We start from the raw sequence: 17053 nt of genomic DNA, 5'->3' as shown, positions 1-17053 counted from the left end.
AGTAAATCTCCTGGTTTGCGGCTCATTAATTTTTATTTGCCGAGCCTGGAAAACCAGTCGACAAAACATTCTAAGTATCAAGCTATTTTTTCTTGCCGATATTTACCCGAAGGTTTATTTCGAAATCGCCATCGGTATACCCACTTATTGCAGAAGTAGCCGTGTTGTAATAAGCCATAAAATACAAAGTAGATTTGTAATTCATGCCGAAACCTACAGTTGCATTCTGAGTGTTGTGGTACATTGCCATCACAGATAACTTATCATTTGCGAAGTTTGCGTTGATTCCTGCATCCCACAAATTCTTATAGTTTTTAATTCCTCTAAAAATTCCCTTAGGCTCCAGGCTTATAGCATTAATACCTTCTCCAAAACTAAACTTATAGCCTACCGCAGAATAAAAGGTAGGCTTATCTGCATAGTTCAAGTCATCATCTCTAAAAACGGAGCGCATGTTCGGAATGGCAGCTTCAATATTTAAACCTGGCGAAGTGTAAGATACACCGAAATCGCCATCGAAATAATAACCTCTGTCGTTAAAGCGGGCTATCGCTGGGTCATTTAGGTCGCTGTTTTTAATGCTGCTTAAATCGAGCTTGTCCTGACTAGCTCCAAAGGAGATACCAAAATTTAACTTTTGGTCATCAGCATTCAAAGGTAGGTGATATGCGAAAGTTCCAACCATTTTTGTGCGCTGCAAACCTCCCGATTTTTCATTGTATATGTTAGCTCCCCAGCCAACTTTGCCTGCCTGCTGATCTAATGTTACACTTTGAGTAAGTGGTGCACCGGGAATATTCGACCATTGCTTGCGGAAACTTCCATTGATGTTTAAACCCTCGTTTATACCTGCCATTGATGGATTAACCAAATAACGGTTTTGAAAGTACTGTGCGTTTAAAGGTAGAATCTGTGCTTTTGAAACGCTAAAAAATAGCATACTTGCTGCAAATAGAAACGTTACGCGACTTATTTGCTTTATATAAAATGTAATTGCTCTCATGTCTGTAATTAGTCTCTGATGATGTTAATAAATCCTTTGAAAGTACCAATGTTGTTTCCTAAATCGATGATGTAATAATAAGTTCCTTCGGCGAGCGGACTGCCATTTATAGTTCCATCCCAATCATTGGCGTATGTTCTTTTGGTGTATAGTATGCGCCCGGCTTTGTCAAAAATTCTCAAAGTGTTGTTTGGATAATAATCGATGTTTTTGATAATGAACTTATCATTATAACCATCGCCATTTGGCGTAACCACTGTGCTTGCTTCTAATTTATAATCATCGACAACATTAATGAAGATACTTTGCTCAGCTGTGCAACCACTGGCGTTGGTTACCAAAACGCGATAATTTCCGCTCTGTTTTGGGCGGATGGTTACGGCTGCAGCATTTTGTCCGCTGGTCATGTCTGCACCTGTCCAGTTGTATTGAGTACCGCCGGTCGCCGTTAAAATAATTGCTTCGCCTTTAGATATGCTGATCCCTTTATTGCTGCTAATGGCAATTACAGGCAGCTGATTTACAGTAACCGTTGCATTCCCAGTTTGGGTTTGCGTTCCGTAAGCATCAGCTACGCTTACCAGTGCGTACACAAAAGTACCGGTAGCGCCAGTTGGTGCAGCCACAGTGGCCGAAGCGGTATTCGTACTAACCGTTTGATTACTACCGCCGTTTAGGGTATACGTAAATGTGTATGGCGCAGTACCACCCGAACCCGTAAACGTAATTACCGGCGGGCTGCTAAAATTACAAACTGAAGTTGTACCACTAATGGTTGCCACCGGTAGCGGACGAACCAGGATGGTCGCTGTACCAGTTTGGGGCTGACCGCAGTTTACATCAGCTACGCTAACTAAATTATATACAAAGGTTCCAACAGTTGTTGTTGGCGCTGTAATTATTGCGGTATTACCTGTTGAAACTATTGTTCTGTTTGTTCCACCGTTAATATTGTAGGTGAAAGTGTATGGTGCAGTTCCATTTGCCCCGGTAAAGGTTAAGGTTGGGGCTGTGCTATTTTGTGGCGTCGCTGTTGAACCAGCAATCGTTGCAGTAGCCAAAGGCCTGATGTTTACAATAGCTGTGCCTGTTTGGTTTTGCGATGCGTTTACGTCAGCCACGCTTAACAAATTGTAATTGAAAATTCCAGCTACATTTGCCGGTGCGGTTAAAGTAACGCTTGTGTTTGTGCCGGAGGTTGTTAAAGTCTGACTCGTTCCTCCATTGATGTTATAAGTGAAAACATAAGGTGCGGTTCCGTTTCTACCCGTAAATGTAATGATAGGTGCATTGCCATTGATGCAAACAGCAGTTGTGCCGCTAATAGTTGCAACAGGAATTGGATTAACTTTCACCGTTGTAGTTACATTTTGTGTTTGTGTGCTGTTAGCATCGCTTATACTGGTAACCGTATACACAAATGTGCCAACTGTTGCTGTTGATGCGGTTACGGTTGCAGTATTTGTAGATGAAGTTATGGTTTGGTTTCCACCGCCATTAATATTGTAGGTAAATGTAAAAGGTGCATTGCCGGCTGCGGCAGTGAAGGTAATTACCGGCGCCGTTGCATTTAAAGCCACAGAAACATTGCCGCTTAAAGTTGCTGCAGGTTTCGCGTAAATTAGCAAATTAGCTGGCTTGTAATTTATTGCGTAATTGCTTGAAAGTGCTAATGACCCTTGAGTGATGGCATAATTTCCCGCGGTTTCGCCCGGGTTTCTGCTCAATGTACCTGTAAATGCATCGGCGCCTATAAGCGCAGGGCTAGCGCTGTACGTAAAAGCCGGGTCTACGGTAGATTCCACTTTTGTTTTTGCATCAGCAGTTACGGTGATCGGTTTAGGCACTATTGTTAAAACCTGTTGTTTCGCCACTGCCTGATTGAAAAATGTATCACCTGTCTGGTTAGCGGAGATAGTAACTGTTCCAGCTTTAACAATATGGATATCATTGTTATTTACTGTTGCAATATTGGTATCGCTACTGGTGTAAGTTATGTTTATCGCTGTATTGTCACTGCTTGCACCTGCAGGGAAATCAGGGTCTCCATAGGTCACTGTTTTGGTTGCAGCGAAGGTTATGTTTTGGTCCTTTTTAACGGTTGCGTCATCACGGGAGTACCAGATTGGTGAGGTGATAATTCTACTTCCATCTGCCTCTAAAATATCGGCATAATAATACCCTGTGGATAAATTCGCTAAAGCATTATCGGTATAGCTTAAACTTGTTGATGTACTTGTAGTTAATTCTACCGGATTTACGCTACTTCCCGGTGTTCCATAAAGAATCTTAATACTGGTTACCGGACTTGTGGTAACAGAAGTAACTTCAATTAATGGTGCACCAGCAGTTTTAAATACACTTCCAACAGGTTGTTTATTTATGGTGAAAACTATTTTTGCAGCCGAATCCTGCGAAGCATAAAAGCGCATTTTTTTAATTGCATCCAATAAATCATTTTCGGTAAGGGCAGGAGCGAGCACCACTAAACGGGCTCTTGTATGCCGGCCAAAAGTTAAGTTGTGGTTGTCATGGTCGATACTTGCGCCAAGGTGATAGCCTTTGGCCAGCATACGGTTGTAATAACTCAGATAACTCATAGAGCTGGCCGGGTCTGAATAGGTAATGTTGGTTGAAAATGCCGGTCCACTTTCCAGGGCTGTTCCAACGATTGCGCTGTCGGCACTTAAATCATATGTGGCAGAAATGTTGTTATAATCTGTTGTGTTTGGATGCGCCAATGTTGCCACAGCATTAAGGCCATGTCTATTAATAATTCTGAATAATCCGGTTGCACCCGTATACACACTTTTCGGGACATAAATTTGATTTTCACCCGGTTCCCATCCAATCAATGAATCTATACCGTAAACAATTACGTGTCCGCCACCACTTATTACACCCCACTCCATACCGTGCATGGCAACGAAAGTTGATGTGGTTGCCCGCTTTGCAGCATCAATTCCCGGTTGCCAGCTCGCCAGCGACATGCCCGCCTGGGTGTGGTTATGTTCAGAAATTCCAAGGAAATCCAAATTCATGGAGTTCTTGGCAAAGGCATAGTCATCTTCCGGTTTCTTGGTTAAATCATCCTTATTTCCGTCAGAATAACTGCTATGGCTGTGCAAGTTTCCATAATAAAAATTTAATTTATTAAGTTCTAAGATGCCCGTTTTCAGGTTCCCCAAAAGCGGCTGCGTAGTTAAATATAGCGGTCCGCCACTGCAGGCGCTGTTAATTGAAAATATAAAAAAGTAGTAATTTGTGTTTTGTGTTAAACCATTTCTAATGAACGTATTACCCGTTCCTCTTTTTACTACAATACCGCCACCCAGCTGGTCGCCAACTGTGTATGTAGTTTGGTTTACCGGTGCAGCACTTAAGGTATTGCTGGTACTCATCACTACCAAATATTCATCAGCATTGCTGGTAGGTGTAAATGCCCCCTGTATAAAGTTGTAATTTGAAGAGGTTATGGTGAAGTTTGTTGGCTGTGAAACTGGTGCGGTACATGGCAATAAGGCTTTTGTTGCCTGTTTTCCTGTTAAAATTCCTGTGTTTAAATATTTCGGTCCACCCGTACAAGAAATGTTATTTAGCGGAATGATGAAATAATTATAGCTTGTATTATCCGTTAAGGCGTTATCAGTAAAAGTATTTCTTACAATTCTGTTTGCAATGATGCCGCCTCCAAAAGCAGAACCAACATTGTAAACAGTTCCATCAAAAGGTAGGGCACTTAAAGTTGCATTTAAACTTCTGATAATTAAGTATTCATTTGCATCCGCCGACTTGGTGAAAGCTGCGGTAATGCTATTGGTGGTAACAGTTGTAAAAGTTAATGTTGTTGCAGGGGAAGACGGTGCGGCGCAAACAGGCAGATTTGGCGGAAAATGAACACCTAATCGGTTTACATCGTCGTCATCAATTGCATTTTGAACGATTGCCAGGGCAGTTCTGGTCCAGTCGTTATCCACATAAGCCGGACTAGGTGCTGTAACATTTAAGCTTCTTACATAAGAAACATCTTTAGCATTAACGCCTTGTCCGAACGCATCAATTATGTTATTGTTAGCATCTAGCAAGGCAATGCCGTCATTACCATTAAAGTTAATAACGGTGTTGCTGTTTTGAATAGCACTTGCCGGACTTAAATACGGTACATCGGTGTTGCTATTGCCGGTGTTTCCTAAAATAACAGAACCCCGTGCCGGTATAGTGAAATTTAAATTTACGATTTGCGATGGAGCTCCGGTAATGTTTATTGTTCCGGCATCGCCTGAAATGTTGTAAAGCGCTAACTTTAACTGAGGCGACGCAGTATTGATTGGCGTATTGCTTAGGTTGGTCAGCTCAATCCATTTATTGGTTGATGTTCCCTCATAGTATTGGCTTATAATTATTGGTGCACTTACCAGGGGCGGATTGCTTGTTGATGCATCAACCGATGAAACTGTGGTTTGCAAATTTAGAGCTGCATCTTCTGAAACGACGTAAATCCGGTATGTTGTATTTGTCATTAAGCCACTTATCGTAGTTGTAGCATCAGCATTTGCATTATTTGGAAAGGAAGCCGCTTTAAGTGCGGGCGAACCGTTCGCGTCTAAACCAACTTTAACCTGCACCGGACTCGGCGCAGCAGCACCTGATGTAAGTAAAACGTAATAACTTGTTCCGTTTTCGTTAATGTTATTTGTTAAATCAAGGGTATTAAGCGTTGCATTTGTAACCTTGGGATAAGTGTTTGTTGTAGCGGGAGGCGTTACATCACCAGCAACCCCGGTTCCTGTTAATGCAACATTTACTGCAGTTGTACCGGTACTCGAAATTACCACATTACTTGTAGCAGATCCAGTGACTGTAGGACGAAATCTTACATAAACTGTGGGCGTGGTTGATATCTCTGAAAGCGTGTAAGAGATTGAATTGCTGAAATTTGTATTGTCTTTTGATACTGTGAAAGGCAACGTTGTGGTAATGTTTGCGTTAGCAGTTAAATTTGTGCCAGCTAACGTAAAACTTTGACTGGCAGAATTTGTAGCTATTGTTTGATTTCCGAAAGCTAAATTAGTTGGGGTAGCTACCAATGTTGGTGTAGCAGTGCCGGAACCAGCGGTAAACGTTAAATTGAAATTGTCTACTCCTGTAGATGGTCTGTTTCCTGAACCTGTTGTTGTAGTTAAGTTTACAATCCTAATCCATACATTGTTTGCATTATTATCCAGGGCGCTGCCAAAATCAACGCTAATCTGGTTGTTTGTAAATTGAGTATTTCCGGTAATTAGTGTTCCTGTAGTTGTTGGTGCAGTGAATGTAGTTGGCGTAGCCCCTATGCCATAATCAACACGCCATGTGGCTACCCTAGGTGAAGATGCATCCAGAGACTGAAGGTTGAAGCTTAATTTAAAATTCGTCTTTCCTGTGGTATTAGCAAGCTGAAAGACAAAAGCGCCATTGCCATCACCAACTGCAGCAGTCTGCCTCAAGCCCAATGCTCGATCTGCAGCTGCAGCTTGCGCAGTAGCTATTGCCGTAGAACCTGCGGTTGCCGAAGCAAAATTTTTAAATGCACCGGTGGCGTTGTTCCAGGCCGTGGCCGTAGTTGTAAACGCAGCAATAGTGCCTAAGTTAGTTGCATTGGCACCTGTTCTAACAGTAAATCCATTTGGAAGACCTGCTCCAATTCCATCAAAGTTTTCTGTATAAGGTGAGGTTGTTAAGCTTACCTGAGAAAACAAATGTGTGGAAATAAGAAATACCAATGAGAGTAGTAAAATTTTTTTCATATGATTTTATAGGGATATAAAATGATTTATTAGCGAAATGCTGAATAACCGGAAACAGAATCGTTTCAGTTAAGATCGGTTATAACGAAACTTTAAATGTAAAGTTTTACCATTCAGATTGTTAAGGATGAAAACTAGATAATTAACCCATCAGGCGAAGGTAAGCTCCATTGAAGAGCTTAAATTAAAACGAAATAGGTTGGTAACATTTGACTAGCAAATGGTTGAGCTGGCAAACAGCTTTATGGAAGTAGTTTTTTCGTCATAGGGGATGTTTAGGATGCGAAAATAGGTTTCGAATATTAATTCAATGTTGAGGGGATGTTAAATTAGTTTGTGGTTTGCATAAACGGTAGTTAGCCGTTCATCACATAAATTTATCGATTATAAAGAAGATTGTTTCCAATGTTGATAAAAATAGTATAGCGATAGTATTTGATTAAAGAAAATCCTCGATGTTTCCTTTTCCTTCCCTGATAATTTCGAACTCACCTGTGGTACAATCAATAACTGTAGAAGCTTCGTTGTCGCCATACCCGCCATCAATTACAAGGTCTACCAAATCTTCATATTTCTCATGTATTAGTTCTGGGTCTGTAGAATATTCAATCAATTCATCATCATCTTTAATCGATGTAGAAAGAATTGGATTGCCTAATTCTTTAACAATACACCTGGCAATGTTATTATCTGGTACACGGATACCCACAGTTTTTTTGTTGGAGCTTAACAGCTTTGGAACATTGTTATTCGCGTTAAAAATAAAGGTGAAAGGACCTGGCAAAGCTTTCTTTAATATCCTGAAAGTGGTATTATCTATAGGCTTAATAAAATCAGAAATGTGACTTAAATCATGGCAAATGAAAGAAAAATTTGCTTTTTCAGGCTTTATACCTCGTATTCTGGCAATCTTTTCAATCGCTTTTGGATTAGTAATATCGCAACCTAAACCATATACCGTATCTGTTGGATAAATAATTATTCCTCCTTTTCGTAGCACATCAACAACTTGCTCAATAGCTCTTTCGTTGGGATTTTCTGGGTATATTTTGATAAGCATGGTTCAAAAATAACAATTAATGGTGTGAGTTGTTTAAGAACGGTAATAAAGATTCTAAATATCTATAATAGTTGTACATCGCTTTATTATATTTAATTTTGATGTTTATTGAAAGTTAAATAAGAAATGAATCCATAACGCCGATTTCTTCCAACTGAAAAATGACTCAATAATCATCTGCAATGCAGATACATACGTAAATTGACAAAACATGAGAAAAGCTTTTGTAGCAATTGCTGCCTTTTTAATTGCCTTAACCATTATGTTGGGCTTGTATCATCCGTTTCTGTGGTGGACATTCCTTTTCACCGGCCCGTTTGTACTTCTTGGTATTTACGATTTGTATCAACCGAAACATAGTATTGTTCGTAATTACCCGGTTTTCGGTCGCCTAAGGTATTTTATGGAAGAGTTGCGACCGAAGGTTTATCAATATTTCGTGGAAAGCGATACGAACGGAACACCTTACAACCGACTTAACCGTTCTTTAATTTATCAACGGGCAAAAAAAGATAATGATACAATCCCATTCGGAACACAGCTGAATGTTTACGAAAACGGTTACGAGTGGTTGAGCCATAGTATTGCAGCAATATCACACCACGAACTGAACAGTGATCCAAGGGTTTTAGTCGGCGGACCAACGTGCAAACAACCATATTCGGCAAGCATTTACAATATCTCGGCCATGAGTTTCGGCTCTCTAAGTCAGAATGCAATTTTAGCTTTAAACGGCGGAGCCAAGATGGGAAATTTTGCGCACAATACCGGAGAAGGTGGCATCAGCGATTATCATCGCCAGCCGGGCGGCGATTTAATCTGGCAGATTGGAACAGGCTACTTTGGTTGCAGAAACAATGATGGCACGTTTAATTACGATGCCTATGCCGAGCGGGCTAAAACAGCGCAGGTTAAAATGATAGAAATTAAGTTGTCGCAGGGAGCAAAACCAGGACATGGCGGCATGTTGCCAGCAAAAAAGGTTACTGCTGAAGTTGCAAGAATTCGTTTGGTGCCAGAAGGAAAAGATGTACTGTCGCCACCGGCACACTCTGCATTTAATTCGCCCATTGGTTTATTAGAGTTTGTGAAAAAGCTTAGGGATTTATCAGACGGGAAACCTGTTGGGTTTAAATTGTGCATCGGCAGGAAAAGTGAGTTTTATGCAATTTGCAAAGCGATGGTTGAAACTGGCATTTACCCCGATTTTATTACCGTTGATGGTGGCGAGGGTGGAACAGGGGCTGCGCCTCAGGAATTTTCGAACTCTGTAGGTATGCCTTTACGCGAGGGTGTTGCTTTTGTGTATGACGTGCTGAACGGTTTCGATTTAAAGAAACACATAAAAATTATCGCATCGGGCAAGGTGGCTACCGGCTTCGACCTGGTTAAAAACATTGCTTTGGGCGCAGATATGTGCAATGCGGCCCGCGGGATGATGTTTGCTTTGGGTTGTATACAGGCGCTCGAATGTAACAGCAATACCTGCCCCACAGGTGTAGCCACGCAAGATCAGAGTTTAATGAAAGGTTTGGTGGTTGAAGACAAGACTGTTCGTGTAAAGAATTTTCATAACCTAACAGTTGCAAGCGCTGTTGAGTTACTGGGGGCTGCGGGTTTAAGGGAGCCAAGTCAACTTAGCAGGGCATACATTAACAGGCGGGTGAGTCCGAGTGTGATGCAATCCTACCTGGAGAGTTTTCCATACATCCCGGCAGGTAGTTTGTTGCAAACTCCTTATCCAACCCGTTTCGAATTAGGAATGGCTTTAAGTAGCTCGCAAAGTTTTGCGCCAACAGATTATAAAGTATCGGCAGTCGATTATTCGCATGCGAATCCATATAGCGATACCATGCACGAGGAGGGAAGGTAGATTATTCAGCCTCCTACGAAACATCAATAGGCCGGTTCCACGAACCACAACACTTCTTATTATAGATACAAAAAAACCGTTTGAATAGCTCAAACGGTTTTTTTATGATTATTCTTTTAGCTTTAGTCTCTACTTTTTAGCTGTTACTACTAACTAAAACTCGGCGTTTTTTGGGAAACGGGGAAAAGCAATTACGTCGCGGATGTTTGTCATTCCCGTCACAAATAAAACGAGGCGTTCGAAACCTAAACCAAAACCGGCATGTGGTGCCGAACCGAAACGGCGGGTATCGAGGTACCACCACAGCTCGTCCTGAGGTATATTCATATCTTCCATACGTTTTGTCAAGCGGTCTAAACGCTCCTCACGCTGCGAACCGCCAATCATTTCGCCAATTCCGGGGAATAAAATATCCATTGCCGCAACAGTTTGTCTGCCTTCTGCATCAGGTTCATTCTGGCGCATGTAAAACGACTTAATATCTGCAGGATAATCTGTTAAGATAACCGGTTTTTTAAAATGTTTTTCTACCAGGTATCTCTCGTGTTCACTTTGCAAATCAGCACCCCACTCATCAATTAAATACTTAAATTGTTTTTTCTGATTTGGTTTTGAAGACTTTAAAATTCTAATTGCCTCTGTATAGGTTAAGCGTTCAAACTCATTTGCCAAACAGAAATCGAGTTTTTCCAATAAACTAAATTCGCTGCGCTCATTTTGAGGTTTTTGCTTATCTTCTTCGGCCAAACGGGTATTTAAAAACTCGAGCTCATCCTTGCAATTGTCTAAAGCATATTTAATAACATACTTCATCATATCTTCCGCAAGCTGCATGTTATCCTCCAAATCTGCAAAAGCAACTTCAGGTTCAATCATCCAGAATTCTGCCAAATGGCGAGTTGTGTTCGAGTTTTCGGCTCTAAAGGTTGGGCCAAACGTATAAATCTGCCCGAACGCCATTGCCGCCAATTCACCTTCAAGCTGACCTGAAACCGTTAAGTTGGTAGCACGGGCAAAGAAATCCTGCGAGAAATCTACTTTACCTTCATCTGTACGGGGCGTATTGTCGAAATCTAATGTTGTTACCTTAAACATCTCACCTGCGCCTTCTGCATCACTAGCGGTAATCACCGGCGTATGCATGTAAACAAATCCGCGTTCGTTGTAAAACTGATGAATAGCGAAAGCCAATGCATGGCGAACCTTAAAAACTGCGTTAAAAGTATTAGTTCTGAAACGCAGGTGTGCGATTTCACGTAAAAACTCTAAGCTGTGCTTCTTAGGCTGGAGAGGGAATTTTTCCGGGTCGCTATCGCCTAAAATTTCAACTGATGTGGCTTTAATTTCTACCGTCTGACCTTTTCCCAACGATTCTACTAACTTTCCTGTTGCGGAAATGGCAGCGCCAGTGGTTATTCTTTTTAACAGCTCATCAGGTAAATTATTAAAATCAATAACTACCTGGATATTGCCCATGCAACTTCCATCATTTAATGCGATAAACTGATTATTACGGAAAGTTCTAACCCATCCCATAACCGTTACCTCTGCGCCAAATGCAGTCGATTTTAATAAATCTTTAATTTGCTGTCTCTTAATCATATCGTATTTGTAAAAGGCGCAAATTTATGAAAAAAATTGAGTTAGATTATTTGAATTGGTTAAATGTTTAAATTGTTAATTCTAATTGACCACCACGCTGCTGTTTTACAAAACAAGTCCAGGCGGTTGTATCAAACAAAAAAGCTAATGGAACGTTTATTTTTGCATAGATTTATCTCTCGCTGCATTAAACTCCGAACCTGGTTTCCAACCCGGGAAAGTTGTTTCGTTGCTCAATTTGTAACCAGCGCTAAATAATATGTTGCCAATTTGTGCAAAGCCACCCACATTCATATCGGTTGTGTAGTTGTCTGATGGTTGATGATAGTCCTTTTCATTATAAGCTAACCTTTTCTTTTTACCCCAGTCTGCGCCATGTTCTTTACTATCGAAACCATTTACAATATCTATTGCCGGTACGCCAACTTTGGCAAAATTAAAATGGTCTGAGCGATAATAGCTACCTGCGCTTGGTCTTGTATCACCAACGGCTTTGAGGTTGTTGGTATTCAGAATTTCAGTTATATAATCTTCCACCTCATTTTGTCCTTTGCCTTTTATGGAGATGTCTTTTGTTTCGCCATAAAATCCAAGCGCATCCATATTTAAATCGGCAACCGTTTTATTGAGTGGGAATAGCGGGTTCAAAGCATAATATTCAGAACCTAACAATCCCTGCTCTTCTGCAGTTACTGCCAGAAAAACGATTGTTCTTTCGGGTTTTACCTTTACATTTTTAAATGCTTTGGCTACAGCAAGCATCGCTGCAATTCCACTTGCATTATCAACCGCTCCGTTATAAACCGAATCGCCATTAATAGCTTTACCGATACCCAAGTGGTCCCAATGTGCGGTGTAAATAACAGTTTCATCGGGGCGTTTGCTGCCTGTAATTTTGCCGATTACATTTTGCGATGTAGAATATTTGTATTTGTTCGTTAGTCCAACAGTAACAGATTGGTTCAGATTTACCGCTTTGAAATCTTTCTTTCTTGCATATGCTCTAATGTCGCCAGTGATGCCGGCATTTGCCAATAGTTTAGTAGCGGCTTCTTCTGTCATCCAACCTTCCAGTTTGCACCTCGATTTATATTTATCTGCCGCCTGCAAATATAATCTCGAGCCTGTGTTACTGCTTGTAATTACCTGCCAGCCGTAACTCGCAGGCTCTGTTTGATGGATAATGATGATGCCGGCTGCGCCCTGTCTTGCCGCTTCTTCAAATTTATAGGTCCAGCGGCCGTAGTAAGTCATGGTATCACCACGGAAAACTGTTTTGTCGTTCGCCTGAAAACCAGGGTCGCTGATAAGCACTACAACGGTTTTGCCTCTGACATCCAGATTTTTATAGTCGTTCCATTTAAATTCTGGTGCAACGATTCCGTAACCGGCAAAAACCAGTGGAGAGTTCTTAAGCTGTATCGTGTCTTGTGCCCGTCGCGTAAAAGCTACAAAGTCCTTAACTGCCTTAAAGGTTAAGTTTCCTTTTGTGCCGCTAATTTCCATATTTTCTGATGGGGTAGAGGTAACTTCTACCATTGGTACTTTTTGAATGTAGCTTTCGCCATTTCCAGGTTCTACACCAAGTTTTTTTAATTCTGATGAAATGTAATTAACGGTTTTCGTTTCTCCTTCGGTAAACGGCTTTCGTCCCTGAAGAGAATCGTTAGCCAGCACGGAAATATGCGATTTTATGGTTTCCGAATCAATCGGGCCTAAGTTTTCCGATTGTTTATTTTCTTTACAGTTGGATAATGCAGCAATGCTTAACACTGCCAGAAATCCTATTTTAGCTTTATTCATGTTATTGTTTATTGGTTAATTGGTTCAATAGTTCATTGGTTCATTAGTCATTAGTTTATTGGTTCACCATGATATCATTTCGATTATTGGCCATACGTTATTGATTATTGCTCTTTCCTCATTTATAATTCTCCCATCGGTAATGCAAAAAGTCACCGGATGAATATAAGCAAAATGCACTTATTCATCTGATGACTTTTTTAATTGTTAATAAACTGGAGGATATTTTTTAATCGTAATCGTGTATTGTTCCTAACCCTTAAATCCTGGTTATTGCTGTTGCTGCTGCTGCATCGCCTCCATATATTGTTGGTAGCTATTTTGTTTTCTGGCCGATGTTACCGTTGCAGACGGCTTTGAGTAATTAACTTCTTTCGGTTGAAAGTAATTTTCGTTTTCATTAAAATCTTCATCATTGTAACCAACAGAAACATTCACTTCCATAATATGCTCAAAGCCACCTTTGTAAACGCCTTTAACGGGCGAGCAATCTGTAAAGTTCCGGCCAACTGCAAGCCGGACATGGTTTTCGTTCGAAATGCAGTTGTTCGTTGGATCTAAGCCAAGCCAACCATATTCAGGCAAAAAAGCTTCGGCCCAGGCGTGTGTTGCACCTTCGCCACGCATACCATCACGGTTGGGGCAAATGTATCCACTCACGTAACGTGCCGGTATGCCTGTTAAACGTAACATTGCTGTTAAAACGTGCGCAAAATCCTGGCAAACACCCGCCTTAAGTTGCATTATTTCTTCTATCGTGGTATCAACAGCCGTTATGCCCTTTATGTATTCGAAGGTACTAAATACATGTGCGCAATATTTAATGGCCGTTTGGTAGGGTGTATCTTCCTCAGTTTTTATCGATAAGGCGGTTTCTTTTAACTGGTTTATACCATCAAAACTTTCCTGACGTAAATAATCGATATACGGAACTTCATGTTTAATGCCCTCCAGGCTATTCCATTGTTCGCTGCTAAACATATCATCCTGCGGAAGCGGCTTTGCAAAAGTTTCTACACTAACTTTCGAAAAGATTTTAAGCTGATTATGCGCTTCATTCTGCGTAAAGGTGCCAACCTCATTTCCATAGTAATCTATAAAAATTTCAATTTCCGGACTGCCAGAAATATTCAGGTCGTGTTGCACAACTTTTTGGAACTCATCCTTAATCGGAAACAAAATAATTTGGTTTGCACTATCCCTAACAGGTAATTCGTACTTGTAATTGGTAATGTGTTTAATTTTAAAAACTGGCATAGATGCTTTTAGTTTATTCTAATTTGTATCTGGACTAATAGGGACGATCAGTTTTATGAATTTGCGAAATAAAATTCATTTAACGAGTTTCCGATGCCGAACAGTTCGGCACGTATCTGCGTTAAATAATCATGTAATTCGGTTTCACCCATGGTATTTACCGAACTGTAAGTTATCATACTCCTTAAGCGGCCAATTTTAAATGAAAGGTTATTGTAATGCTCAATGTTGTTTTCACTCTTAAGTCTGCCAAAATATCTTTCTATGTTGTGCATCGAATAGAGCGCCGAGCGAGGAAAGTCGTTGTTTAACATCACCAATTCGATGATATTTTTAGCATCAAAACCCTGCCGGTAGGTTTTTAAGTACAATTCATAACCTCCGAGCGATAAAAGAAGGTGCTTCCAATAAGCGATATCGGTAAGTAAATCCGGATTGGTGCTAATCGAACTAAATTTGATGTCTAATATATCTATCGACTGAATGCTGCGTTCCAGGTGCTTTCCAATTTTCATAAAGCTGCGGCTTTCTCCGCGTTCCATCGTACTGTCTGCCGTACCGTGGTATAACATAACCTGCTTTATTAAAATATCCAGCGCCGTAATCGGGTCGTCTTTTTGTACATACCAAAGCAGTTTTTCGTCTTTTACGGTGTGGTAATATTCATTTAAGCATTGCCATAAATCTTTCGGAATGTGTTCCTGAACACTTCTTGCATTTTCTCGGGCAAGCGTAATAATGTTTAAAATTGAATTTGGATTCTCCCGGTTTAATAAAAGGTACTCTATTACTGCACGACTATCATGCTGGATGTTCAACAATTCATTTTCATCATCCGAAGAGAAAATTCTGATGACCGGTTTCCAGGTAAATTCCTGAATCGTATCTTGTGATGAGGCGTAATTTATCTTTAGCATGCGCAACATACCATCGCTGCGCTCTACATATCTGCTTAACCAATATAAGCTCGATGCTACTCTACTTAACATATTCCTGTTCTTAAGATGTTAAAACCCATGTATCTTTACTGCCGCCACCTTGCGAACTGTTAACTACAAGTGAACCTTCTTTTAAAGCGACTCTCGTTAACCCGCCTGGGACTATTGAAATTCCCTCTGGCCCGTTTAGGGCGAAAGGGCGTAAGTCTATCCTTCTGGGCGAAAGCTTCCCGTTGATAAAGCATGGGGCAGAGGAAAGGCTGATGGTTGGCTGAGCAATAAAGTTTCTTGGATCTTTTAAAATCTCCAGCTTATATTCTTCTATTTCCTGTTCGCCGGCATCATGGCCCATCAGCATTCCGTAACCGCCGCTGCCATTTGTTTTTTTGATAACCATTTTGTTTATGTTCGCAAAAACGTATTCAAGTTCATCGCGGTTACTGAGTTGGTAGGTAGGTACATTTTTTAAGATAGGCTCTTCGTTCAGGTAATATTTTATCATATCGGGAACATAGGTGTAAACCGCTTTATCATCGGCAACACCGTTTCCAACAGCATTTACAATGGCCACATTTCCCTTTCTGTAAGCAGCCATCAATCCTGCAACACCCAGTACACTGTTGGGATTAAAAACCAGCGGGTCGAGATAATCATCGTCAACACGGCGGTAAATCACATCGATTTGTTGCAAGCCTGTTGTTGTTTTCATGAAAACCTTTTGATTTTTGACAACTAAGTCGCGGCCTTCTACCAGTTCTACACCCATCAGCCTTGCTAGTGTGGTATGTTCATAATAAGCAGAGTTGTACATGCCAGGGCTCAACATTACGATGGTTGGGTTAGAAACCGCTCTTGGTGAAAGCGCCAAAAGGTTCTTATATAAAATAGCCGGATACTCTGTAACGCTCCTTACGCCGCACTGTGGAATTAAATCCGGAAATAGCCTTTTGGTAATTTCGCGATTTTCGAGCATGTAACTTACGCCAGATGGCGTGCGCAGGTTATCTTCAAGGACATAAAACGTTCCATCGTGGTCGCGGATGAGGTCGATGCCCGCAATATGTATGTATATGTCGTGTAAAACGTTTACGTTATGCATTTCCCGCAAAAAATGCGGACAAGAATAAATTACCTTGGTCGGAACAATTTTATCTTTTAAAATAAACTGATTGCTATAAACATCTTTAAGAAACAAATTTAGCGCCTTCAGGCGTTGTTTGATCCCTTTTTCGATAAACAACCATTCGTTTGAGGTAATGATACGCGGAATGATATCGAAAGGAAAAATTTTCTCTATTCCTTCACCACTATCATAAACCGTAAAGGTAATACCCTGACTCATGAAAAGTTTTTTTGCAAGTTCTTCTTTCTTGTTCAGGTTGTCCAGAGATTCTCTGGAAAAATTATTGATGAAATTTGCATAGTGATTTCGAAAATTATCACTATTTAAAAACATTTCATCGTAAGTATTCGGTTGATTTAAGTAATTTTTTATAAAATTTTCTATCATTCGACTTAAATATTTGTTTAAAGTATGATTTTGAACGTATAAAACTTTATTATTTTGACTAAAAATTAAATTATTACGGTATTTTTTGTTGAATTAGCCTTTTTTACTGTTGAATTTATATTCTATTATTGTTTTAATTGAAAAATTATTCATTTTTTTTAAATTATTATTGTAAATATCAAATAAGTTTGTACATTTGTAATGCTCGTTAATTATTATTA

Annotated in this window: 9 protein-coding genes; 1 reads left to right on the top strand and 8 read right to left on the bottom strand. The window is 40.4% G+C overall.

The features are described from left to right. Window positions 1–82 precede the first annotated feature (82 nt). The 3 genes from ASG14_RS07770 to ASG14_RS07760 all read right to left on the bottom strand — a co-directional run bounded on the left by ASG14_RS07770 (window position 83) and on the right by ASG14_RS07760 (window position 7849). Window positions 83–1003, bottom strand: a complete 921-nt coding sequence (locus ASG14_RS07770; RefSeq protein WP_082491448.1) for a type IX secretion system membrane protein PorP/SprF — start codon at window positions 1001–1003, stop codon at window positions 83–85. 8 nt (window positions 1004–1011) lie between these two features. Continuing rightward, window positions 1012–6789: a CehA/McbA family metallohydrolase gene (locus ASG14_RS07765; protein WP_056870514.1), complete on the bottom strand. Its 5778-nt coding sequence runs from the start codon at window positions 6787–6789 to the stop codon at window positions 1012–1014. 439 nt (window positions 6790–7228) lie between these two features. Continuing rightward, window positions 7229–7849: an L-threonylcarbamoyladenylate synthase gene (locus tag ASG14_RS07760; protein ID WP_056870513.1), complete on the bottom strand. Its 621-nt coding sequence runs from the start codon at window positions 7847–7849 to the stop codon at window positions 7229–7231. Between the two features lie 211 nt (window positions 7850–8060). Here ASG14_RS07760 and ASG14_RS07755 point away from each other — a divergent pair, with 211 nt between their 5' ends. Beyond that, window positions 8061–9722 carry an FMN-binding glutamate synthase family protein gene (locus tag ASG14_RS07755; protein ID WP_056870512.1) on the top strand — a complete coding sequence of 554 codons (1662 nt, stop codon included), beginning with the start codon at window positions 8061–8063 and terminating at the stop codon, window positions 9720–9722. A 153-nt stretch (window positions 9723–9875) separates the two neighbouring features. Here ASG14_RS07755 and asnS read toward each other — a convergent pair whose 3' ends face one another. The 5 genes from asnS to ASG14_RS07730 form a co-directional block, all read right to left on the bottom strand. After that, the gene (gene asnS / locus ASG14_RS07750; RefSeq protein WP_056870511.1) at window positions 9876–11324 is read right to left on the bottom strand and encodes an asparagine--tRNA ligase; all 1449 of its coding nucleotides are present in this window, start codon (window positions 11322–11324) and stop codon (window positions 9876–9878) included. A 156-nt stretch (window positions 11325–11480) separates the two neighbouring features. Beyond that, a complete protein-coding gene (locus ASG14_RS07745; protein WP_056870510.1) occupies window positions 11481–13127 on the bottom strand; it encodes a M28 family metallopeptidase in 1647 nt (548 codons plus the stop codon). 270 nt (window positions 13128–13397) lie between these two features. Further along, window positions 13398–14384, bottom strand: a complete 987-nt coding sequence (locus ASG14_RS07740) for a transglutaminase family protein (protein WP_056870509.1) — start codon at window positions 14382–14384, stop codon at window positions 13398–13400. 53 nt (window positions 14385–14437) lie between these two features. Continuing rightward, on the bottom strand, window positions 14438–15373 hold the full coding sequence (locus ASG14_RS07735) for an alpha-E domain-containing protein (RefSeq protein WP_056870508.1): 936 nt from the start codon (window positions 15371–15373) through the stop codon (window positions 14438–14440). A gap of 10 nt (window positions 15374–15383) precedes the next feature. After that, window positions 15384–16832: a circularly permuted type 2 ATP-grasp protein gene (locus ASG14_RS07730; protein ID WP_056870507.1), complete on the bottom strand. Its 1449-nt coding sequence runs from the start codon at window positions 16830–16832 to the stop codon at window positions 15384–15386. Window positions 16833–17053: the final 221 nt, after the last annotated feature.

The organism is Pedobacter sp. Leaf194, from assembly GCF_001423945.1.
GTDB lineage: Bacteria > Bacteroidota > Bacteroidia > Sphingobacteriales > Sphingobacteriaceae > Pedobacter.
Note: the sequence above shows the minus strand (reverse complement) of the source record. Positions and strands in the feature narration are given on the sequence as shown.